The sequence below is a fragment of the Sorangium sp. So ce295 genome (assembly GCF_051527405.1).
GTDB classification, from domain to species: Bacteria; Myxococcota_A; Polyangia; order Polyangiales; family Polyangiaceae; genus Sorangium; species Sorangium cellulosum_B.
Map to the genome: position 1 here is coordinate 5,010,914 of NZ_CP150324.1, position 21,626 is coordinate 5,032,539.

The following is a 21,626-nucleotide window of genomic DNA, read 5'->3' on the forward strand; positions in this document are numbered from 1 at the left end:
TAAGCGAGCACCATGTCGGTTCGACGGGCGCATTGCAACGTCGTGGGCGTCCTGAAACCCATGTTTGCAATTTTGAGATACGACGTCGACGAAGTGACTGTCAATAGGCACGGAAAATCGCCGATGAGGAATGGCGTGAAGGCGAGGTGGGAGCTCTCGGCCGAAGGCACCACGCGCAGGGGCGCCATGGAAGCACGATTCCACGCGTCGCCGACGGCGCGTCATGGGCGAGGCGCCGTCAGCGGGCGGAGCGCGGGTGCAAGGGCTTACGTGAGCTCGCTGAGCGCGCCCGTTGTGAGCGCCGGGTCGGGCTGGGAGCCGAACGACTCGATCTCGACGCCGAACGCCTGGGCGATCGACACGAGGATCCGGCTGTTCGTGACGGGCGTGAACGTGGTGTCCGTCTCGCCGCACCACGGCGCGTCGGCAGGGCAATCCGCCTTGAGCTTGATGCGCCGGCCCATCCTGAACTTCCCGTTGGCCCCGCCCGCCAGCAGCGTCGGCACGTTGCGCGTGCTGTGCAGGGCGGGGTTCCCCATGTCGCTCGACGCGTAGATCAGCGTGCTGTCGAGGGCGCCGAGCTCGTCGAGCCGCTGCATGAGGCGCGCGATCTTCGAGTAGCTGTACCGGTTGAACTTCGCGAGCGGCACCCAGGTTTCGGGCTTGCCGGCGCCGGGGCGACCGTTGTTGCCGACCGGCGAGGCGTCGTACGTGTGCGCGACCGAGCCGTGGTTGTCCGTCGGCAACCCGAGCGGGTTGTCCGCGTAGGACAGGTCGTTCATGAACAGCGTGGCGAAGCGCGTGACGCCGCAGGCGAGCGCCTGCGCCAAAAGGTCGACGTGCGCGTCGGTGATGGCGTCGAAGTAGGGCTCGCCGCCGTTGTACTGCTTCACCGACGGGAACCTCGATGCGTCGGGCTGAGGCGGCACGACACACGACGGCCCGCCGGCCGAAGGCGCGGCGTACTGCTTCTCCAGCTCGCGGAGCGACGTCAGGTGCTGGTCGAGCTTCAGCTGCTCGGCGGGCGCGAGGCGCGTGCGCAGGCGGTTGATGTCGCCGTTCACGAAGTCGATCACGCTCTGGCCGAGCTCGCGCTGCCGGGCCGCGCGGGCCTGGGCCTCGGGGTCGTCGCCCACGACGAGGCCAGCGAACAGCAGGTTGAACGCCTCCACCGGGTGGATGATCTTCGGCAGCGGCGCGCCGCCCGCGCCGAAGGACAGCGTCTGCCCGGACTCCGTCCCATCCATGCCCACCCCGAGCGCGACGCTCGTGATGCGCGTGTCCGCGCCGAACCCCTTCTCCACGGCGAGGTACTGGTCGAGCGAGAGGTTGAGCGGCATCTTCCCGTCGATGCGGCTGCCGGTCAGCATCGTGCCGGCCGAGTCGTGCCCGTTGGCGTTCGACAGGTGGTCGATGCCCTCGACGACGAGGATCTTGTCCTTGAAGCTCCGGCCGTAGGTCGCCGCGTCATCGAACGGCTGGAGAGAGCAGTTCTCGTACGCGATGTCGAAGCTCGTCTCGGTGTCCCCCGCGCGCATGGCCCAGTACTCGGCGGCGACGCCGTGGGGGTGGTAGACGGCGACGAGCTTGAGCGGCAGGTCCTCGCCGCCCGCCCGGGCGACGGAGTCCGCGAGCATGTTGACGAAAGGGAGCGTCGCGAGGCTCGCCCCCACGGCGCGAAGGAAGGTACGGCGGGTCGACCGGCGCATCACTGGGGCCTCCGATGGCTGAAGAGACTGCTCTTGACGTAGGTGATCAGCGTTTCGACGAGCTTGCCCTGCTCTGCCTCGGGGACGGCCTTCCATGCCTTCAAGAACGCCTCCTCGCTCTCCGCTGCGGCCTTGCCGCTGCGGCCAACCGAGGCGCGGAGCACGTTGCGGGCGAAGCACGAGCGCACCGTCGGGCTCGTGGACAGGGCCTGCGCGAGGGCGTTGCTGTCGGCGTACGCCCCGTCGAAGTCGGCGCCGATCGCGACGGTGACCGCGCTGTCGACCCTCTGGTCGTTGTCGAGCTCACGGAGCATGCCCATGCCGTCGAACCGCTCGAACGAGAACCCGATCGGATCGATGCTGTTGTGGCACCCCTTGCACGCCGCGTCAGTGGAGTGGACCTCGAAGCGCTGCCGCGTCGTCTTGCTCGAATCGGGCACCGGCGGGACGACGTTGATGTTCAGCTCGGTGGGCGACGGGATGCTGACGCAGGCGACGCGGCGCAGGACGGTCACCCCGCGCAGCACGGGCGCGGTCTCCGTGGCGTGCGCATACACGGAGAGGAACGCGCCCTGGTTGAGGAGCCCCCGCCGGTCGGAGAGCGACACGCGCCCTGTGCCGGTGACGCCATACACCTTCGAGAGCGGCTCATCGATGATGCTCCAGTCGGCGCCCAGGAGCTCGCCGACCGTCCCGGTGGAGTTCATCAGGACCTCCGTCACGAAGTCCTCCGTCTCGTGCTCCATCGACGCCCTGGCGTCGGCGAACTGCTTGTAGACGTTCGAGTCCTTCGCCGTCATCGCGATCCTGTCGACGCCGAGCCACTCGCGGACGACACGCACGATGCGCTCGCGCGCCGCCGACGTCTGGAGCAGCCGGCGCACCTCGGCCTCCCGGCCCTCGGGGGTCGACAGCGCGCCCGCGGCGGCGGCCTCCATCAGCGCATCATCGGGCGGGCCAGCGGTGATGAGGTAGGAGAGGGAGCTCGCCAGCTCATGCGGAGTCAGCGCCAGCGCGTCTCCGCCGGATCCATCGCCGATCTCCGTCAGGTAGAGGAAGCCCGGCGACTGCAGGACCGCGCGCGCGACGAGCTCGATGCCGTCCGCGTAGGTCGCGCCCTTCGCGCCGATCCGATAGACCGCGAGCAGCGCGTCGGCCTCCGCCGCGTCGAGCGGGCGGCGGTAGGCGCGCCCGCCGAACGACGTGATGAACGTCCTGGCGCAGCTCTCCGCCAGCGTCGCCGGATCGGCGCAGGGGGCGAGCTCCGAGACCTTGCCCTTCACCTCGGCCGCGAGCGCCTCCGCCGCGGCGGCGAGCTGCTTCGCCAGCACCGGATCGACGCGCTGCGCGTCGTTCACCGTGAAGCCGTCTTGCCGCGAATCCGGCGCGAACCCCTCGCTCGGGTTCTTGGTGGTCCCCGTCAGCGCGCGCACCGAGGCGGCATATTCGGCGTTGGTGAGCCGGCGGATGCGCGCTGGGAGGAGGCTCGCGCTCTCCGTCCCATCGGGCAGCGTGACGCCGCCTCCGCCCGACCCGGAGGCGTCGGGATCTCCCACGTCTCCCGTGCATCCGGCGACCGCTGCCAGCGTGGTCGCCAGCATGATCCCGTAAGAATGATAACCAAGTAATCGACCCATGGTTCATTTTATGCGCTCAGGCGCTCCTGGCTGCAACCGCCTATCAATTCACGCGACGCCGAGGTGATCGCTCTCACGACCGTCGATCTGCTCCTCCTCGACGACTTCGTGCTCCTCCTCGACGACTTCGTGCTCGAGGCGATGAACAAGGAAGAACGCCACGACGTGTGCCAGCGCCTCGAATCGCCCCGCGCTCGGCGCGAACCTGCCGCCGGCGGGACGCACCTACATGTAGGTAATTTGGATCCAGATCGCCGGCCGGGTTACGCTGCAAGTTTCGTCGCGAAAAAGTTGTTCGTTCGGTTCGCGATGACGTACCCAGTCGAGCGCGTCCCCGGCCTCAATGGAATCGGGTGGGCGCCGAGCTCCCATCACGTCGACGCCGCCCCCTCAACGCCGGGAGGCGGGCATCCGCGCGGGCTCGGCCGTAGGACAGGCCACGTCTCTCGAACCATCTTAAGGAGGTTTCTGGTGTCAAAGGTAGTCGTCGTCACCTCGGGCAAAGGCGGAGTCGGCAAGACCACCACGACCGCAAACCTCGCGTCCGGCATCGCGGCCGTCGGTTGCAAGACGATCGCCATCGACTTCGACGTGGGGCTCCGCAACCTCGATCTCGTGATGGGGTGCGAGCGGCGCGTGGTCTACGATCTCGTCAACGTGATCCGCGGAGAGGCGACGCTCCGCCAGGCGGTGATCCGCGACAAGAGGCTCGATTCGCTCTACGTGCTCCCCGCGTCGCAGACGCGGGACAAGGACGCCCTCACGCTCGACGGCGTCGGGCGCATCCTTGACGAGCTGCGGGGCGCGGGCTTCGAGTACATCTTCTGCGACTCGCCGGCGGGCATCGAGTGGGGCGCGCAGATGGCGATGTATTTCGCCGACGAGGCGATCGTCGTGACGAACCCCGAGGTCTCCTCGGTGCGGGACTCGGATCGCGTGCTCGGCCTCCTGGACGCGAAGACCCGCAGGGCGGAGCTCGGCGAGCCGCCGGTGAAGACGCACCTCCTGCTCACGCGGTACGCGCCGGCGCGCGTCGCCAAGGGCGAGATGCTGGCGCACCAGGACGTGCTGGAGCTCCTCGGCATCCCGCTGCTCGGCGTGATCCCGGAGTCGCCGGCGGTGCTCCAGGCGTCGAACGCCGGGACGCCCGTGGTGCTCGATCCGACGAGCGACGCGGCGCAGGCCTACCTCGACGTGGTCCAGCGCTTCCTTGGCGCGGAGCGCCCCCACCGCTTCCTGGAGCCAGCCAAGAAGGGGTTCTTCAGCCGAATCTTTGGCGGCCAGGCGGCGACCGTCTGAGGGAGTTCTGCCATGTCGATCATGGATTATTTCCGTAAGTCGCAGCCGAAGTCGGCGTCCGTGGCGAAGGAGCGTCTGCAGATCATCGTGGCGCGCGAGCGCGTGCGCCCGACGGGCGAGCCGGACTACCTGCCGCGGCTCAAGCAGGAGCTGCTCCAGGTCATCTCGAAGTACGAGCGGATCGACCTGGACCAGGTGAGCGTGAACGTGGAGCGGAGCGGCGATTGCGACGTGCTCGAGCTGAACGTCGTGCTCTCCGAGTCGGAGCGGGCGGCCGTGCGCGCCGCCGCCGCGTCCCGGACGGGCGCCGCCGCCGCGCGGAACTGCTGACGCGCGGCTCAGCCGCGCCCTCGCCCCCGCGGCGCGCCCTCCGCCATCGCGATCTCCCGCGCCCGCTCCGACGCCGCCCGGAGGAGTGGGCCGAAGAGATCCGCCGGAGAGCGCTCCTCGGTCCAGCCCGGCGGCTCGCCGAGCTGGGACAGGAGCGCCGCGTGGGTCGCAGGCGGCTCGAGCGTCACGTCGAGCGCCGGCGGCGCCTCGCGCCAGGCGTCGTAGTCCTTCGCCGCCATCTTGCCGGGCGTCACCGTCGCGATCGCCGGCGCGTCTCCGGCGCAGGGGGCGCCTTTGCCGGCGCCCGCTCGCTTGGCCTGCGCGCGCGAGGGGGCGCCACGCGCGGCGCGGATCGCCTCGATCACCTGCTCGCGCGTGCGCCCGCGCAGCTCGAACAGCAGGAAGGGGTCCTTGTCGAACGCCTCCCCGAGCACGTAGTGCGTCGCCGCGACGTGCTTGCAGGGGTTCGCCATGTCGGGGCACGAGCAGGCCGTGGTGAGGTCCTCCGGCCGCTCCGGGAACAAGCTCGTCCCGGCGCTCTGGAACGCGGTCTCGATGTCCTCCGGCATCTGGCCGGCGAGGAGCTCCGCCGCGAAGCTCGCCCGCTTCGCCATGGCGGCGATCACCTTCGCCCAGGTGGCGTCGTCGAGCCGCGCGATCGTGAGGATCACCTTGTACGGCCTCGGCTGCGAGCCGGTCACGCGCGCGGTCACGAGGCCGGGCTTCACCGTGAGATCGTGCGTCCTCCCGGTGCGCGCGTACGTGCGCCCGCGCGCGAGGCGGCCCGCGTCGTCGGGCGCCATCCGCTCCAGCGCCTCCACCCAGCGCTTGCCCCACCAGGTCGCGCCGGCCCGCTTCATCCGGATCCCTCGCGCCGGCGGCGGCGGCTTCGGCCCGGCCTCCCGGGGGAACGGCGCCCATCGCGCCGGCGGGCTCATTCCGGCTCCTCGCGATCGTCGAGCTCGCCCGCGCCGGTCACGGCGTCCCTCGACAGCGCGAACAGCTCGCGCAGCGCCGGGTCGTCGAGCTCGGTGATCCACGCCTCGCCCTCGCCCACCACCTGCGCCGCCAGATCGCGCTTCTGCTCCAGCATCCGGTCGACCTTCTCCTCCACCGTGCCCGCGCAGACGAGCTTGTGGACCTGCACCGCGCGCCGCTGCCCGATCCGGTGCGCGCGGTCCGTCGCCTGGTCCTCGACCGCGGGGTTCCACCAGCGATCGAAGTGGAACACGTGGCTCGCCGCCGTCAGGTTGAGCCCCGCGCCGCCGGCCTTCAGCGAGAGGACGAACACGCGCGGCCCCCGCGGATCGTCCTGGAACCGCCGCACCATCGCGTCGCGCGCGAGCCTCGGCGTGCCGCCGTGCAGGAAGAGGACCTCCGTGTCGAGCGAAGGCGCGAGGTGCCGGACCAGCCGGTCGCCCATCTCGCGGAACTGCGTGAACACGAGCGCGCGATCGCCGACCGCGAGCGCCTCCTCGAGCATCTCGGTGAGCCGCGCGAGCTTGCCCGACCGGCCCGCGAGCGGCCCCGCCTCCCCGAGGCACTGCGCCGGGTGGTTGCAGATCTGCTTGAGCACCGTCAGCAGCGAGAGCACGAGCCCGCGCCGCTCGATGCCCTCGGCCTCCTCGATGCGGCGCATCGCCTCGTCGAGCGCCGCCTGGTAGAGCGTCACCTGCTCGCGCGTGAGCGTGCAGAAGACCCTGGCCTCGTCCTTCGGCGGAAGGTCCTGAAGCACGGCGGGATCGTTCTTGATGCGTCGCAGCAAGAACGGCCCGGCGACGCGCCGGAGCCGCTCCGCGGCCTTCCGGTCGCCGTAACGCTCGATGGGCACCGCGTAGGCGCGCCGGAACGCCTCGAGCGGGCCGAGCAGGCCGGGGTTCGCGAACTCGAGGATCGACCAGAGCTCGGCGAGGCGGTTCTCGACGGGCGTTCCGGTCAGCGCGACGCGGTGCGGGGCGCGGAGCGCGCGCGCGGCGCGGGCGGTGCGCGACGAGGCGTTCTTGATGTTCTGCGCCTCGTCCAGCACGACCGCGGCCCAGTCCACGCCGGCGAGCGCCGCGGCGTCGCGGCGGAGCAGGCCGTACGTGGTCAGGACGAGCCCGCCGCCCGCGCGGCGCGCGACGCCGTCGCCGCCCTCGGCGGGCCGCTCGCTCGCGGCGGACGCCCGCGACGCGAGCTCCTCGGCCGAGCGGGCGCGCCCCTCGCCGTAGTGCCGCACGAGGGGCAGGGCAGGGGCGAAGCGCGCCGCTTCCCGCTCCCAGTTGCCGACGACCGACGTCGGGGCGACGAGCAGCGTCGGGCGCGTGTCCCCGGGCGCCGCCGCCCGCCGGCCGACGAGGAACGCGAGCAGCTGGACGGTCTTGCCGAGGCCCATGTCGTCGGCCAGGCAGGCGCCCAGGCCGAGGCTCGCCATCGTCTGCAGCCAGGCGACGCCGCGCGCCTGGTACGGGCGCAGCGTCCCCACGAACCCCGCGGGCGGCGCGGCGGCGCGCTCGGCGCCCGAGCGGAGCCGCTCCATCGCGCGCGCGAGCGCGCCCTCGGCGACCACGGGGACGGCCAGGCCGTCGACGCGGGTCTCGCCCGCGAGCGCGCCCTCCAGCGCCTCGCGCGCCGAGATGCGGCCGCCGCCGGCCTCGAGGCGCCGGGCTATCTCGGCGAGCTCCTCGGGGACCACGACCACCCACGCCCCGCGGTGCCGGACGAGCGGCGATTTCTGCCGCGCGAGGGCGGCGAGCTCGCGCGCCGAGAGCGCCTCGTCGCCGAGCGCCGCCTCCCACGCGAAATCGAGCGCCTCGTCGAGGCCGAGCCTGGCGCTGCCCGCGACGACGCCCGCGGCGGGGTGCGCCGCGCCGACGCGCATGCGGAGGCGCAGGCGGCGCTGCCCCGAGGCCAGGAGCTCGCCGGGCACGACCACGCCGAACCCGGCCTCGCCCAGCGCCGGCGCGGCCTGCGCGAGGAAGTCCCACGCCTCCGCGGGAGCGAGGTCCACGTGCTCCGGCCGCGCCTCGCCGAGGGCCCGGGCGATCGGCGCGAAGAGCCGCGCGGCTGCGCCGAGCGCGCCGAGCAGGACCTCCTCGGCGCCGGAGAACGCGCGCCCGAGCGCCTTCAGCGTGCGTCCCTGGGTCTTCCACACGTCGGCGGCGGGCACGAGCAGGCTGGGATCGTCGGTCGCCTGCAGCAGGAAGCGGAGCACGAAGCCGCGGTCGCCCTGGGGCAGCTCCAGCCGGAAGCAGGCGCGCAGCGCGTCGCACGCGCCGAGCGCGGGCCGGACCCACGCGTCGAGATCGGCCACGAGCGCGCGCTCGGCGAGCCCTTCCGCGGCGAAGGCACGCCGCGGGCCCGTCAGGGCGAGCACCAGCCGGCGCTCCCACGGGGCGTGCGGCGGGCGCGCCGGGCGATCCGTGGCGCCCCCGCGCGCGAGCGCGTCGGCCGCGGCGTCCAGGAAGGCGCGCAGCAGGGCCTCCGCGGACCAGACCTCCGCCGCGCGTGGCCCGCGGGGGGGCTCCCCGTCGCCGCTGGCTTGCTGCGCGCCCGCCGGCACCGCATGCGCGGCTGGCGGCATGGCCCGGCCGAGCGCCGCGACGCGCGCGGCGTCCTCCGGGGCGGCGAGCGACACCGCCCAGCGCGCCTCCGTTCCGCCGCCGACCGGCACCACACGGGGCACGACCCGCTCACGCACCACGAGATCGAGCGCGAGCTTGCTCGCCACGCTCCACGCGGCGACGGACGGCGGCGCTCGCCCGAGGTCATCCTGGGCCATGCTCGCGAGCGCGGACAGGCCGTCGAGGAGCGGCGCGGCCTGCCCAGCCCTCCTCACGGCGCGGCCCGCCCTGGAGACCACGACCGCCTCCGCCGAGGTCGTCGCGCCGAGCGACCGGGCCGCGAGCTGATCCACGGCCGTGTCCTCCCAGAGGAAGAAGCGGAGATCGCCTGGCAGAAAGACGAGCGGCATCGACGCGCAGATCCATTGCACAGCCGGCGACGGCGAAAAGGGGGGCTTCCCGCGTCGTGAGCCAAAAAAGCGATGGTCCGGACGGGAGCGCTCCCGCTGAACCGCGGGTTTAGCCCATTGCGTGTGATGGCTGCGAATTGCCAGAATTTGTTTGAAACCTCTGATCGAAAGGGTTGGAGAACATCTCATGGAAAAAGATCATGGCTCGAAGGAATGGGCCTCGTAGCGTGCTGCGCTGGGAGCATGACGAGCTCGAGCGGCCGGTGGACGCCGAGCGCGCGCAGGGGCGCCTGGGCCGCCCGGGCGCCGCGCGAGAGGCAGGCCGCCACGCGGTCCGCCCCGGCGGCCCGCTCGCCGTGCCCGGGAGGCCCGCGGTACCCGGGTCGTGGTCGTGGACGCGCGCGAAGGCACACCGCCGGGCCGCGCGGAGTGCTTCGTCAACAGAATTCAAGATGCTGGAAGCGTGCTTGCGCCCCCTGGCCCCGACGGTGCTCCAGGTGCTGAACGTCGCGTGACCGGGAGGCATCAGACGGCGGCGAAGGAGAAATTGAATGCAAACGAGCTCGTACCTGGGCGTTGCCCTGGCCTGCGCGGCGCTGGTGTTGCCAGCGGGAGAGGTCTGGGCCGACGGAACGCCGTCCTGGGAGCAGTTGCCTGCGATGATCACCCCGCGCAGCGGGCATACGGCCACGTTGCTCCAGGATGGCCGGGTGCTCGTGGCGGGGGGCTACGGCAGCGACAGGATAACGCCCCTCCGGGAGGTCGAGATCTACGGCCCGGCGAGCAAGACGTGGGCGCCTGCCGCGCCGCTCCGCAGCCCGCTCCGCGAGGTCGCCGCGACGGCCATCCTGCCGAGCGGGCTGGCCCTCTCGACGGACGGCGAGCATGTCGAGGTCTATTCGCCGGATCTCGATCAGTGGCAAGCGGCGGCGCCCCTGACGCCGGCCCTCACGGCTCCCCGCGCCGTGGCCCTCCCGAGCGGCAAGCTGATGATGCTCGGCCAGGCGTCGGGCTCCCTCGCCGGCAGCATCTATGATGACGCCGCGGGCGCATGGACGCCCATCCGATCGCTGAGCGGCGCGATCGCCAGGAGCGCGACGGTGCTCCGCGACAGCCGCGTGCTCGTGACGGGCAACGGCCGCGCCAACATCTACGATCCGGAGACCGATTCCTGGACACCGACCGCCAGGGTCGTCCTTGGGTCCACTTCGTACGCCACGACGCGGCTCGCCAGCGGCGACGTCCTCTTCGTGGGCGGATATCCGTTCATGAGCACGCATCCCTCGCAGCTTTACCTCCCCGAGGAGAACCTCTGGGTGGCGATCTCGGGGCATGACCCCTTCTACGACCCGTATCCCGACTGCTTCCCGGAGTGGGACTACGACATGGGCCTGGGCGTCTCGCGGCTCCTCAGCGGAAGGGTCCTCCTGACAGGAGGCATGGTGACGTACATCTGCGGGTACCCCGACGAAAATGGCCAGATCTTGAACGAGTGGCGCTACAGCGAGTTCGGCGGCGCGCTGGAGCTGTATGATCCGGCCTGGGCTGTCTGGCGGCCCCTCGACGTCGAGCCGCCGGAGACGATGGCGCGCGCGTACCACACATCGACGCGCCTCGACGACGGCAGCGTGCTGATCGCCGGCGGGCTCGTCGCGTCCGGCTCGCCCCGCGGTGCGCCGGCGCCGACGGCCTCTGCCTTGCTCTTCCACGAGCGCGCCCCGCTCGGCGCGGCCTGCGAGGCCGGCGGCGACTGCGCGAGCGGCTTCTGCGCGGATTCGGTCTGCTGCGATGCGGCCTGTGCCGGTCCGTGCGACGCGTGCGCGGCCTCGGCGGGGGCCACGAAGGACGGCGCCTGCACGCCGATCTCGGGCACGCCCTGCGACGACACGGGCGCGTGCCTCAAGGGGGGCGTCTGCGAGGCGGGGACCTGCGCCGGTGGCACCCCTGCGCCCGACGGAACCCCGTGCGACGACGCCGAGATGTGCTCCGCGACGAGCACATGCGAGGGGGGCGCTTGCGTCGGAGCGAGCCCGGCGAGCTGCCAGGCGCCGGACGGCTGTCACGAGGCTCCCGCCTGCGATCCTGCGCTCGGGTGCTCGGGGCCCGCGCCGGAGAAGCCGGACGGCGCGCTCTGCGATGTCGCCGGGACGCCGGATGCCTGGCAGGCCGCGGCGCGGATGCCGAGCGAGATGAAGCGGGCGCTCAGGGCCACGTTGCTGGAGGACGGCACGGTGCTGGTCATCGGGGTGGAGAACAGCTCCGCCGCGCCCTTGAGGGCGATGCGCTACGACCCGAGCATGGACCGATGGCAGCTCGTCGGGGGGATTCCACAGGTGCGGTCGAGCGTCACCCTCCACGTCACACGGCTGCACGACGGCACGGTCCTCGTGACCAGCCACGATCGCGTGGACCGGTTCAACCCGGCCACAGGCGAATGGGAGGGCGCCGCGCCCATGCTCCGGACTCACGGGCTCGGCACCGCGACGCTGCTCCAGGACGGGAGGGTGCTCGTCACGGGCGGCAGCGACGCGTCCGCGGAGGTGTATGACCCCGCCGCGGACGCCTGGACCTGGGTCGCTCCCACGAATACGCAGCGATACCATCACTCAGCGACGCTGCTCCAGGACGGCAGAGTGCTCGTGGCGGGCGGCGACGAAGTGGCGGGCGCGGAGGTGTATGACCCGTCGGCCGGCGTCTGGACGCCTGTGGCTTCGATGAGCCAGGCACGCGGGAGTCATAAGGCCACGCTGCTCCCCGACGGCAGGGTGCTCGTGGTGGGGGGCAACTCCGAGGGCATCGCCCTCGCGACGGCCGAGCTCTACGATCCGGCGAGCGACATCTGGACGCCAGCGGCGGAGATGGTCGCCCGGCGGTATGCAACCAAGACCGTGCTCCTTGCCGACGGGAGGGTGCTCCTGGCGGGCAACCTGGGTGTTCAGTATTCGCTCGATTATACTGTCGAGCTTTACGATCCGGCGACGGACATCTGGTCGCTGGGGCCTGCGATGGACCTCCCGATCACGGAATACGTGCCCGTGCGGCTGGATGACGGACGCGTTCTGATGGTGGGCGGCGAGCTCGGCAGTATCTCCTACCCGTCCCCCCTCGTTCACCTCTATGTTCCTGGGCAGCGCCCCAGCAGAGGGGTGTGCCAGGCTGGCGTGTGCTTGCAGAGCGCAGGTGGAGAGGGCGGCGCTGGAGGCGGCGGCGGTGACGCGAGCGGCAGCGGTGGCGGAGAGGGCGGCGCTGGCGGCAGCGGCGGTGACGCGGCTGGCACCGGCGGCAGCGGGGGCGCGCTGAACGGCGCCGGAGGCAGCGGCGGTGGCGCGGCTGGCACCGGCGGCAGCGGGGGCGATGCCAGCGGAAGTGGCGCGAATGGCAGCGGAGGTGGCGCGAGTGGCGCCGGCGGCAACGGCGATGCTGCCAGTGGCGGTGGCGTCAGCGGCAACGGCGGCAGCGGCGACGCTACCAGCGGTGCTGGCGGCAGTGGAGGCGATGCCAGCGGAAGTGGCGCGAGTGGCGGCGGAGGTGGCGTGAGCGGCACCGGCGGCGCTGCCACCGGTGCTGGCGGCAGCGGGGGCGATGCCAGCGGTGCTGGCGGTAGCGACGGCACCACGAGCACGAGCGCCGGCGCCAACAGCGGGACGGGCGAGGGGGGTAGCGCCGGTGACACCGGCGCGCAGAGCGGCGCTGGCGGCGGCTCGCCCAGCAGCGGCAGCGGTGGTTGGCATTGCCAGATGGGGCCCGGAATCCAGGGGACCCCCACATGGCTCGTCCTCGCCGGAGGGCTCGCTGCCCTGCGCGTGCGCCGGCGCTCCCCGAGGATCCGCGGCGCTGCGTGAACCGCTCGCGCAGCCCGACGTGACCGTTCGGTCGACCAACGCGCCCGGCCGAGCGAATTCCAAATACGTTCACGGACCCGCGGAGATTAGGGGGGATGGAGCCGCGGCAAACTCGGGCATCCGAGGGGCAGCCGGGCGTTTGTCTTCATTGAGGCGGGAAAAATACGACCATGTCAAAGCACATGAACCGAAGAATTTTCCTCCGGGGGCTGGGCGGAGCTTGCGTCGCGGCGCCGTTCCTCGGCTCGATCCTCGACCGATCCGTGATGGCGCAGCCGGCCACGCCGCCGAAGCGGCTGATCGTGATGTTCACGCCCTATGGCTGCATCACGACAAGGTGGTTCCCGAAGAAGTCGCACGGCCCGCTCACCGCCGCGGACCTCCAGTCGACGACGCTCAAGCACCTGGCGCCTCACGCCGACAAGCTCCTCATGCCCCGCGGCATCCGCGCGATGAACGAGTGGACGGCGACGCTGGCGCGGGGGCAAGGGAACGATCCCCACACGCAGGTGTTCGGGTCGTACTTCACCTGCCAGCCGGTGACTCCCAACAGCGACGACCCGTTCAGCTTCGACTCCGCGACGAAGTTCAACGCCAAGCCGACCGGTCCCTCGCTGGACCACGTCATCGCACGACAGCTCAGCCCGCAAGGCACTCCGTTGCTCTTGAACATGGCGGGTCAGAATGAAAGCCCTCAGTCGGCGATCTCCTACTCCGCCGCCGAGACCCTCTTCAGGGGCCTCAACGCGTCGCAGGTCTTCAGCAGCCTCACGGGCATCTTCGAGCCGGGGAAGCCGACGTCTCCGGACACCTACGCGGCGATGCGCGGCAAGAGCGTCCTCGACATCGTGAAGGATGATCTGCAGAGGCTCGAGCGGTTCGACATGAGCCGCGCCGACAAGCAGAAGCTCGCATCCTGGAAGGAGCTCATCCACGCGACAGGGAATGGGATGGCTTCTGCGCAGTGCAACACGGCCCTCGCCACGGCGCTCGGCGCGACGCAAGAAAACATCAGCCTGTTGGGCACGTCCCCGACCGGCGACGACAGGCTGACGCGGCGAATCTCGGACACTCTGGACGGCGCGGACCTCTGTTCGAACCTCGCCGTGCTCGCGGCGGCGTGCAACGCGAACCCCGTCATCTTCCTGAAATACCCCGGGAACTACATCTTCAAGGGGCTCGGCGTGAACCATGAGAGCGCCAGCCTCTCGCGCCGCCTGGACAGCGCGAACATGACGGGCACCTGCGTTCCGGGGGCGATCGACATGCTCCTCACGATCGACGACTACTATGCAAGGAAGTTCGCCCACCTGGTCGAGCAGCTGAGCCGCGTCGAGGAGGGCGACGGGACGCTCCTCGACAGCTGCGCGGCCGTCTGGTTCCAGGACGTGTCGGACGGCTGCGCCCGCAACCTCAACAACCTGCCGATCATCCAGGCCGGCAGCGCCGGCGGCTATTTCAAGACCGGCTGGGCCGTGAACGTCGAAGACGGCTCGCCCGATCTCACGACCGGCAACAGCGAGTTCACGTGCACCGAAGGCACCTCGAACCAAGTCGACGCGATCTCCCAGGAGACGGGGACCGATCCGTCGCTCGCCAACGCGCCGATCAACAAGTACTTCTGCAGCTTGATGAACGCCCTGGGGGTCAAGGCAGGCGCGGATGGTTTCCCGGCGCCGGGCGGTTCGGGGCCGGTGACCCACTTCGGCAGGTACGACAGGACCGAGGACTTCATCGGCGGCGGGGTCAATCCCCCCACCATCCACGATCCAGGCGAGTTCACCGCGCTCAAGGCGAACTCCTGAGCGATCTCGCTCCCGGGCCGCCGGCCGCGGGCGGCGCGGCTGCTCGAGATGTCCCCGTCGGCGAGGGGGGTGTTATGCTCGCGCGCGTCGAGAATGCGCGGCGCGGCGCCGTGCCGGGAGGTCGCTGGATGTCATCTGTCAGGGGTTTCACCCTCGAGCTGTCTCGGATCGAGTACGTCGGGCAAGGCCTTGTCAGGCCGGAGTGCGTGATCGTCGAGCCAGGCGGCACGCTCTGGACCTCGGACGCTCGCGGCATCGCGACGCGCATCGAGCCGGATGGCAGGCAGGCGACCCTCGGCCCGGAGGTGCCCGAGCCGAACGGCATGGCGATGGATCGGCAGGGCAACCTCATCGTCGCCAGCATGTCCGGCGGCAAGATCCACAAGCTCCACCGCGACGGCCGGTCCGAGGTCCTCCTCGACTCCGTCGACGGCAAGCCGCTCGGCGCCGTGAACTTCTGCTTCATCGACTCGCGGGATCGCCTCTGGATCTCCGTCACGACACGGCAACTCCCGTGGTGGCCCGCGGTCGCGGGCGGCATCCGCGACGGGTACATCGTGCTCGTCGACGAGAAGGGCGCCCGCATCGTGGCCGACGGCCTCAGCTTGACGAACGAGGTGCGCCTCGACGCCGCCGAGCGGTTCCTGTACGCCGTCGAGACCGTCCCCGGCCGCCTCCTCCGGTTCCCGGTGCGCGACGACGGCAGCCTCGGCGATCCCGAGCAGTTCGGGCCCGATAGCCTCGGCATCGGCGGGTACATGGATGGCTTCGCCTTCGACGCCGAGGGCAACCTCTGGGTGGTGGCCGTCTGTCGCAACGGCCTCGGGGTGATCTTCCCCGACGGCAGCTACCAGACCGTCTTCGAGGATCCGCGCCCCGCCGTCCTCGAGACGATGACCCTGAAGCAGAGGAACGGCGCCATCGAGCCGGCCGATCTCGGCGCCTGCGCGGGAAACACCCTGCAGCTGCCCACGAGCATCGCGTTCGGCGGCCCCGATCTCCGCACGTGTTACATGGGGTCGCTGGCGATGCCCCACCTCCTCACGTTCCGGGCGCCCGTCGCGGGGCTCCCGCTCTCGCACATGCGCTGATCGGCTTCACGCCAACAACCATCCATGCCTCGCGTTCACCTCGTCACCACCGGCGGCACCATCGCGAGCCGCGTCGACCCGAAGACGGGCGCCGCCGTGCCCGCCGTCCGCGCGGAGGAGCTCGTCGCCGACGTGCCCGCGCTCGCCCGCGTCGCCGAGATCGCGGTCAGCGAGTTCTGCCTCGAGAGCAGCTGGAACCTCGGCCCGGACAGGGTCGCGGCGCTCGCGCGCGCCGTGCGCGATCTCCAGGCCGATCCCGAGGTGACCGGCATTATCGTCACCCACGGCACGGACACCCTCGAGGAGACGGCGTTCGCGCTGGATGTGCTGCTCGACGGGGACACCCCGGTGGTGCTCACCGGCGCGATGCGGGACGCGAGCACCGCGGGGACCGACGGCCCGCGCAACCTCGTCTCGGCCGCGCGGATCGCCGTCGAGCCGTCAGCGCGGGGGCTCGGCGTGCTCGTCGCGCTGAACGACGAGCTCCACGCGGCCCGATGCGTGATGAAGACCCATACGACCGCGCTCGGCACGTTCGCCTCGCCGGGCGTGGGGCCGGTCGGCTGGGTCGATGGCGAGGGAGTCCGCGTCCACGCGCGCCCCGCGAGGACGCCGACGCTGCCGCTCGCGCCGCCCGAGCCGCGGGTGTACCTCGTCAAGATGGCGTCCGGGATGGACGATCTCCTGCTGCGCGCGATCCTCGAGGCCGGCGCGCGCGGGGTGGTGATCGAGGGCTCGGGCGCGGGGAACGTCTGCGGGAGCTGGGAGGGGGCGATCGGCGCGCTGGTGCAGGCGGGCACGCCGGTGGTGCTGAGCTCGCGCTGCCCCGGCGGGCGGGTCACGCCGACGTACGGCGCGCCCGGCGGCGGGCGGCGGCTCCGGGATCTCGGGGTGATCGCCGCGGGCGCGCTCTCGGGGCCCAAGGCGAGGCTAGCGCTGATGTTCGCGCTCGGGGCGGGGCTCGACGGGGCGGCGCTACGCGCGTATTTCGACCGGCTTGCCGGGTAGACCCTCACCCCTCGCGCCCGGCTGCGGGCCGCGCCGCTCGTCGCCGGCGCTGCTCGCCGCCTGCTTCCGCTTCAGCTTCTCCTCGACCCGCGAGCTAGCAGCTGCTCGCCGGGCCACCGCCGGGGCAGATGGTCGGGAGGCTGACGCCGGTGGTGGTCCCGTTGATCCAGTCCTTGTAGGTCGAGTGCTGCACCTCGTAGCCGATCCAGCCGGTCCCCTTGGCGAAGTAGTACACCTCATCTTTCCCGGCGCCGTCGATGATGACCTTCTTGATCACGTCCGCGTAGACTTGACCGTTCGGAGCGGTGACGGAGGACAGGTGCTCGACCGTGTACCGCTGCCACGTCGAGCCCTCGTGCCACGAGTCGCAGGCGCCGCAGGTGGTCTCGCTCTGCGCGTCGACGTAGATGTCGAACGTGTAGGTCTGGACGCCGCGCGACTTGTCGAAATAGCGCGGCAGCACCTTCGCTCCTCCCCAGTCGGTGGTGTCCTTCGGGGCCTGGTAGGCGTAGCCGCCCGCAACAGGGTCTCCGCGCCACTGGTGCCTGCAGTCGGTCGGGCTGTTCAGCGCGCCGCACTGCTCATCGCAGTACGTCTGGATGCCGGTGTCGAAGTACGCCCACGAGGTGTCCTTCCACAGCCGGATCCACTGGTCGTCAGCCGTGTAGGACTCGTAATCGGCCCCGTTCCTGCCCTTCACGTACACGAACTGCCTGCGGCCCGAGGGGTCCTTGCCCTGCGGGACGTACCATCGAGCTCCGGTCACCTGCGTTGTGTACTGGGGGCCGCTCGCGCTGCATCCCGGCGTCATGTAGTCGAAGAGGTCGACGACGCTGGAGGCCCGGCAGGACGTCGAGGTCGTCCAGATGGGCCTGCCGGCGGTGTTGTAGATGACGAGGTTGCAGTCGTCCTGGAGGACGAAACGTGCGCCTGGGTTTCCCGCCGTCCTGGAGTTCCAGATCGCGCGGGTGCCGGCGTAGAGGACCAGGTTCCCGTCGGTCTGCATGATGAACCTGGTCGTGTCCGACCGGGGCGCCGTGTGCGTGGCCCAGGACGCGCCGGTCTCGTCGTAGGCGACGACGTTGCCGTCCGTCTGATGCACGAGCTTCACCCGGCCATTGCACGACCGGATCGACTGGCTTCGATCGAGAGACTCCCCCGGGGCGAGCCCGCCGCACGCGAGGGCGCCCTCGGCCGTCCCGGTGAGCTCGTCTGGCGCGGCGAGCTCGTCCGACTCCGACGAATGGCCGGCGCCACACGCAGAGAGAGCTGCCGGAATCGCCACGAGGACCAACGGATAAAAGAATCGTTTCATTGCAAGTGTCTCCTTCTCGGAATGCAGCGCAGAGAGGACCGCGCTCGGTGCGCAGAGCTCACCCAACGAGCCGCCACGTGCGGCCAGGGAAGGCGCCGAGCGTCTCGCCGGGGCAGCTCCGCCCCGGAGCGGGGAAGGGCCGTCTCCCTTCAAGCCCCGCCGCGCGGTCCGCGTCCCGTCACGTGCCATGAGCACCCCGCATGCCAGACATCCGCGGCGCCCCTCGGGCCGCGCGAGCGGCGCCTCGACCTCGGGTACGCAACGGCTGCGTAGAAGGGGCGAGTGGAGAACGCAGGGCTTGCTCAGGTAAGCAAGTCTTGCTGGCGCCCCGACCGCCACCGGAAGGCCGGGGCGCTCTGGCCTCTTTCAGGCTGTGATGGGACAGCCGAGATCTGTGACGGGATTTCGCTCGACCTGCGCCGCGGGCGGGTCATGGCAGCGGAGCGCCGGCGAGCGCGTCACGCCGGGCCGAACAGCGCGAGGCACTGCGCGTCGAGGACGCCGCCGACGAGATCGAGGGGCGCGCCGGAGCGCTCGTTCATCCACTTCGCCGGGACGGCCAGCTCGCGCTGCGCGCCGCCGGTCGCCTCCGTGACCTCCCGCATCGTGCAGCCATAGACGATGCGGCTGATCCGGGCGAGCCAGGCCGCGGTGAAGCACATCGGGCAGGGCTCCACGGTCGTGTACAGCGTGTATCCCTGCAAGTCCGGCCCGGCGGCCGCGCAGGCGCGGCGCACGGCGCCGACCTCGGCGTGGTACGTGAAGTCGCGCTGGCCGTTCACCTCGTCGGTCGCCTCGGCGATGACGGCGCCGTCGGGGGCGGCGACGAGGGCGCCGAACGGCGGCTCGCCCGCGCGCTGCGCGCCGCGCGCGAGCTCCAAAGCGCGCCCCATGAGCGCCTCGTCGCGGCTCATCGGACGAGCCTCGGGTCGAGCAGCGACTCCGGCGCGGGCGCCTTCTTGACGAGCTTGGACTCGACAGCGAAGTCGACGACCGCCTTCATCGAGGCGTACACGGGGCCGGCCTTCTCCGCCGTGCCGAAGAGCTGCTTGTTGTCGGCCAGGTCGTAGATCTTGTCGCCGCTCAGCATGCCCTTCACGTCCTCGGGCGGAGCGTTCAAGTACTTGCCGACGATGGGAATCGCCTTGTCGGGCTCGCCGCGCAGGACGCGCACCCCTTGATCGATGGCGCCGATGAACCTCGAGCAGGCGTCACCGGACTCGGCGAGCCGCGATCGGCGCACCGCCACCGCGTCCATGATGGTGTCGGGGACGCTGGCGCTCGAGAAGATCACGCGACCGCCGCCCTTGGTCGCCTTGGTGATCCACGGCTCCCAGGTGACCGCGGCGTCGACCTTCCCAGCCACGAACGCGGCCCCGGCGTCGTCTGCGCTCATGCTCGTGACCTTCACGTCGTCCGTGGAGAGCCCGGACTTCTTCAGGCCGGCGAGGAACAGCATGTGATTGACCTCGCCGAGGGTGAGCGCGACCGTCTTGCCCTTGAGATCGGCCATGGACGCGACCCCCTCCTTCGCCACCACCGCGTCCGCCCCGTTCGAGCTGTCGATGAGCGCGATGGCCACGACGTCCGTGTCGCCGTTGCCGCTCAGCACGGCCAGGTTCTGCAGGGTCGTCAGGCCGATATCGAGCTTGCCCGCGGCCAGCGCCGGCAGCGTGTCCCCGGGGTTCGAGAACGGCTTGAGCTCGACGTCGAGGCCAGCCTGCTTGAACAGCCCGAGCTCGTTCGCGATGAACACGCCCGCATAGCCGATCCACAGGTCGTGTCCCACGGTCAGCTTCACCGGCGCGTTCGCCGCGGCCCCGGGCTTCTCGCCCGGCGCGGCGGCGGCGGGCATCTCGCGCGCTGGCTCGTCCTTCTTCGAGCAGCCTGGCGACAGGAGGAGGCAGGCGAGCGCTGCCCCGAGCTCTAGCACGACGGTCCTTCGGTTCATGGATCCTCTCCCCTCGGCGTATTCGTGAGCCCGAGGAGCAAGCGGCGGCGCTGCTCCTCGGGGCGGGCCTTCCCCCGCAGGAGCGAGAGAATATCCCGTTTGAGGCGCAGCAACGCCTCGTCGAGCTTGAGGTCGGGCGAGCGATCCGCCCGGGGTACCGGCACGTCGATGGTGGTCACGACGCGGCCGGGGCGCTCGGAGAAGACCACCACGCGATCGGACAGGATCAGGGCCTCCTCCACGTCGTGCGTGACGAAGAGCGTCGTGATCCGGTGATGTCGGATCACATGGAGCAGGAGCCCCTGCATCTCCTCACGTGTCTGGGCGTCGAGGGCGCCGAACGGCTCATCCATCAGCAGCACCTCCGGCTGCGCGGCGAGCGCCCGCGCCAGCGCGGCGCGCTGCTGCATGCCGCCGCTCAGCTCCGCGGGCGCGCTGTCGCGGAAGTCCCACAGATCGACGAGGCGCAGCAGGCGCTCGACGCGGGCCGCCTCTCGCTCGGAGCCGGCCTGCAGCGCCAGGCCGCGGTGGCGGGCCAGCGTCAGCGGGAAGCGGACGTTCTCCCGCACGCTGAGCCACGGGAAGAGCGTCTGTTGCTGGAACACGACGCCGAGCTCGGCGCCGGGGCCGAGGACGCGTTCGCCGCCGAGCGTGACGGTCCCGGTGGTCGCCGGCTCGAGCCCCGCGACGATGTGCAGCAGCGTCGATTTCCCGCACCCGGAGGGGCCCACGAGGCTCACGAACTCGCCCTCGCCGACGTCGAGGTCGAGCGGGCAGAGGGCGCTCGTCTCGCCGCGGCGGCCGCCGTACGCCTTGCTGACGCCGCGCACGGAGAGCGTCACGCGTCGCGCCCCCTGGCCCAGCGGAAGAGCCGGCGGTGCGCTGCGCCGAACGCCCAGTCGAGCCCCAGGCCGATCGCGCCCAGCACCGCCAGGTACGCGTAGATGCTGGGCGTCTGGATGAAGCGATAGAACCTGAGGACGCGGAAGCCGAGGCCCTCGGTGGCGGCCACGAGCTCCGCGACGACGACGTAGCTCCACGCCCACCCGTTGCACATGCGCAGCGCGCTCCAGATGCCGGGGAGGGCGGCCGGGGCCAGCACGCGCCAGACGATCTCCCGCCGGGTGGCCCCGAGGCTCTGGCTGACCTGGAGCAGCGGCGCCGGGACCCGCCGTACCTCGTCCGCGGTCATGAGCAGCAGCTGGAAGAAGGTCCCCAGGAAGACGAGGAGGACCTTCGCGCCCTCACCGATGCCCGCCACGATCATGACGAGCGGGATCAGCGCCGGCACGGGGACATAGCGGAGGAACTCGGTCGGCGGCTCGATCAGCGCGGCGAGCGATCGGAACGCGCCGGCGAGCACGCCGAGCGGGACCGCGAGGAGCGCGGCGGCCACGAACCCGGCCGTGACCCGAAGGAAGCTGTAGCGGACGTCGAGCCAGAGCTCCGCCGAGCCGAGCGCTTCGGCCGTCGCCCGCCCGATGCTCGCGAGCGCGGGAGCGAGGGCGCTGTTCACCCCGTCGCGGCCCGCGAGCCAGGCGTACGCCGCGAGGGTGGCGAGGAAGCTCGCCGCGCCGAGCGCGAGACGGACCCGGGCGGAAATGGGGCGGCCGAGCGCGAGCCAGCGCGGCGGCGGTCGCTCGCACTGTCGCGACGTGGCCCGCGGCTCTCGGTCGCCGGGCATCCG

The 21,626-nt window shown here is 71.4% G+C and carries 16 protein-coding genes; 6 read left to right on the top strand and 10 right to left on the bottom strand.

The window, feature by feature from the left end:
* Positions 1 to 266 precede the first annotated feature (266 nt).
* Genes WMF11_RS18945 through WMF11_RS18955 form a run of 3 tightly spaced genes read right to left on the bottom strand, consistent with a single transcriptional unit; the run spans position 267 to position 3,571 of the window.
* Entirely contained in the window at positions 267 to 1,673 is a 1,407-nt protein-coding gene (locus WMF11_RS18945; RefSeq protein ID WP_437978457.1) for a DUF1552 domain-containing protein, read from the bottom strand.
* Between the two features lie 35 nt (positions 1,674 to 1,708).
* On the bottom strand, positions 1,709 to 3,346 hold the full coding sequence (locus tag WMF11_RS18950; RefSeq protein WP_437978458.1) for a DUF1592 domain-containing protein: 1,638 nt from the start codon (positions 3,344 to 3,346) through the stop codon (positions 1,709 to 1,711).
* 48 nt (positions 3,347 to 3,394) lie between these two features.
* On the bottom strand, positions 3,395 to 3,571 hold the full coding sequence (locus WMF11_RS18955; protein ID WP_437978459.1) for a hypothetical protein: 177 nt from the start codon (positions 3,569 to 3,571) through the stop codon (positions 3,395 to 3,397).
* Positions 3,572 to 3,817: 246 nt separating this feature from the next.
* Here WMF11_RS18955 and minD point away from each other — a divergent pair, with 246 nt between their 5' ends.
* Both minD and minE read left to right on the top strand, forming a co-directional pair.
* On the top strand, positions 3,818 to 4,645 hold the full coding sequence (gene minD / locus WMF11_RS18960) for a septum site-determining protein MinD (protein WP_437553498.1): 828 nt from the start codon (positions 3,818 to 3,820) through the stop codon (positions 4,643 to 4,645).
* A 12-nt stretch (positions 4,646 to 4,657) separates the two neighbouring features.
* Positions 4,658 to 4,975, top strand: a complete 318-nt coding sequence (minE, locus tag WMF11_RS18965) for a cell division topological specificity factor MinE (protein ID WP_437553500.1) — start codon at positions 4,658 to 4,660, stop codon at positions 4,973 to 4,975.
* Positions 4,976 to 4,983: 8 nt separating this feature from the next.
* On the opposite strand, the gene WMF11_RS18970 is transcribed toward minE, so the two are convergent.
* A complete protein-coding gene (locus tag WMF11_RS18970; protein WP_437909794.1) occupies positions 4,984 to 5,913 on the bottom strand; it encodes an SWIM zinc finger family protein in 930 nt (309 codons plus the stop codon).
* Positions 5,910 to 8,927 (bottom strand): DEAD/DEAH box helicase, encoded by a 3,018-nt coding sequence (locus tag WMF11_RS18975; protein ID WP_437978460.1) that lies wholly within the window; start codon positions 8,925 to 8,927, stop codon positions 5,910 to 5,912. The genes WMF11_RS18970 and WMF11_RS18975 overlap by 4 nt, the downstream gene beginning before the upstream one ends.
* Positions 8,928 to 9,478: 551 nt before the next feature.
* Here WMF11_RS18975 and WMF11_RS18980 point away from each other — a divergent pair.
* From WMF11_RS18980 to WMF11_RS18995, 4 genes are all read left to right on the top strand, one after another.
* Complete coding sequence (locus WMF11_RS18980) at positions 9,479 to 12,769, top strand: kelch repeat-containing protein (RefSeq protein ID WP_437978461.1); 3,291 nt, start codon at positions 9,479 to 9,481, stop codon at positions 12,767 to 12,769.
* 182 nt (positions 12,770 to 12,951) lie between these two features.
* The gene (locus WMF11_RS18985) at positions 12,952 to 14,574 is read left to right on the top strand and encodes a DUF1552 domain-containing protein (protein ID WP_437978462.1); all 1,623 of its coding nucleotides are present in this window, start codon (positions 12,952 to 12,954) and stop codon (positions 14,572 to 14,574) included.
* A 128-nt stretch (positions 14,575 to 14,702) separates the two neighbouring features.
* On the top strand, positions 14,703 to 15,665 hold the full coding sequence (locus WMF11_RS18990; RefSeq protein ID WP_437978463.1) for an SMP-30/gluconolactonase/LRE family protein: 963 nt from the start codon (positions 14,703 to 14,705) through the stop codon (positions 15,663 to 15,665).
* Between the two features lie 24 nt (positions 15,666 to 15,689).
* Positions 15,690 to 16,673, top strand: coding sequence for an asparaginase (locus WMF11_RS18995; RefSeq protein ID WP_437978464.1), 984 nt, complete (start codon positions 15,690 to 15,692; stop codon positions 16,671 to 16,673).
* A 94-nt stretch (positions 16,674 to 16,767) separates the two neighbouring features.
* Here WMF11_RS18995 and WMF11_RS19000 read toward each other — a convergent pair whose 3' ends face one another.
* The 5 genes from WMF11_RS19000 to WMF11_RS19020 all read right to left on the bottom strand — a co-directional run bounded on the left by WMF11_RS19000 (position 16,768) and on the right by WMF11_RS19020 (position 21,623).
* A complete protein-coding gene (locus WMF11_RS19000) occupies positions 16,768 to 17,988 on the bottom strand; it encodes a hypothetical protein (RefSeq protein ID WP_437978465.1) in 1,221 nt (406 codons plus the stop codon).
* A gap of 458 nt (positions 17,989 to 18,446) precedes the next feature.
* Entirely contained in the window at positions 18,447 to 18,902 is a 456-nt protein-coding gene (locus tag WMF11_RS19005; protein ID WP_437978466.1) for a nucleoside deaminase, read from the bottom strand.
* Positions 18,899 to 19,939: an aliphatic sulfonate ABC transporter substrate-binding protein gene (locus tag WMF11_RS19010; RefSeq protein ID WP_437978467.1), complete on the bottom strand. Its 1,041-nt coding sequence runs from the start codon at positions 19,937 to 19,939 to the stop codon at positions 18,899 to 18,901. The genes WMF11_RS19005 and WMF11_RS19010 overlap by 4 nt, the downstream gene beginning before the upstream one ends.
* Positions 19,936 to 20,781, bottom strand: coding sequence for an ABC transporter ATP-binding protein (locus tag WMF11_RS19015; protein WP_437978468.1), 846 nt, complete (start codon positions 20,779 to 20,781; stop codon positions 19,936 to 19,938). Before WMF11_RS19015 ends, WMF11_RS19010 begins: the two co-directional genes overlap by 4 nt.
* Entirely contained in the window at positions 20,778 to 21,623 is an 846-nt protein-coding gene (locus WMF11_RS19020; protein ID WP_437978469.1) for an ABC transporter permease, read from the bottom strand. Before WMF11_RS19020 ends, WMF11_RS19015 begins: the two co-directional genes overlap by 4 nt.
* Between the last annotated feature and the right edge of the window lie 3 nt (positions 21,624 to 21,626).

What these genes read in the sequence shown, in the direction of transcription:
- WMF11_RS18950 (WP_437978458.1), bottom strand. Translation starts at nt 3,346, where the DNA reads ATGGGTCGATTACTTGGTTATCATTCTTACGGGATCATGCTGGCGACC.
- minE (WP_437553500.1), top strand. Translation starts at nt 4,658, where the DNA reads ATGTCGATCATGGATTATTTCCGTAAGTCGCAGCCGAAGTCGGCGTCC.
- WMF11_RS18970 (WP_437909794.1), bottom strand. Translation starts at nt 5,913, where the DNA reads ATGAGCCCGCCGGCGCGATGGGCGCCGTTCCCCCGGGAGGCCGGGCCG.
- WMF11_RS18975 (WP_437978460.1), bottom strand. Translation starts at nt 8,927, where the DNA reads ATGCCGCTCGTCTTTCTGCCAGGCGATCTCCGCTTCTTCCTCTGGGAG.
- WMF11_RS18980 (WP_437978461.1), top strand. Translation starts at nt 9,479, where the DNA reads ATGCAAACGAGCTCGTACCTGGGCGTTGCCCTGGCCTGCGCGGCGCTG.
- WMF11_RS18985 (WP_437978462.1), top strand. Translation starts at nt 12,952, where the DNA reads ATGAACCGAAGAATTTTCCTCCGGGGGCTGGGCGGAGCTTGCGTCGCG.
- WMF11_RS18990 (WP_437978463.1), top strand. Translation starts at nt 14,703, where the DNA reads ATGTCATCTGTCAGGGGTTTCACCCTCGAGCTGTCTCGGATCGAGTAC.
- WMF11_RS18995 (WP_437978464.1), top strand. Translation starts at nt 15,690, where the DNA reads ATGCCTCGCGTTCACCTCGTCACCACCGGCGGCACCATCGCGAGCCGC.
- WMF11_RS19000 (WP_437978465.1), bottom strand. Translation starts at nt 17,988, where the DNA reads ATGAAACGATTCTTTTATCCGTTGGTCCTCGTGGCGATTCCGGCAGCT.
- WMF11_RS19005 (WP_437978466.1), bottom strand. Translation starts at nt 18,902, where the DNA reads ATGAGCCGCGACGAGGCGCTCATGGGGCGCGCTTTGGAGCTCGCGCGC.
- WMF11_RS19010 (WP_437978467.1), bottom strand. Translation starts at nt 19,939, where the DNA reads ATGAACCGAAGGACCGTCGTGCTAGAGCTCGGGGCAGCGCTCGCCTGC.
- WMF11_RS19020 (WP_437978469.1), bottom strand. Translation starts at nt 21,623, where the DNA reads ATGCCCGGCGACCGAGAGCCGCGGGCCACGTCGCGACAGTGCGAGCGA.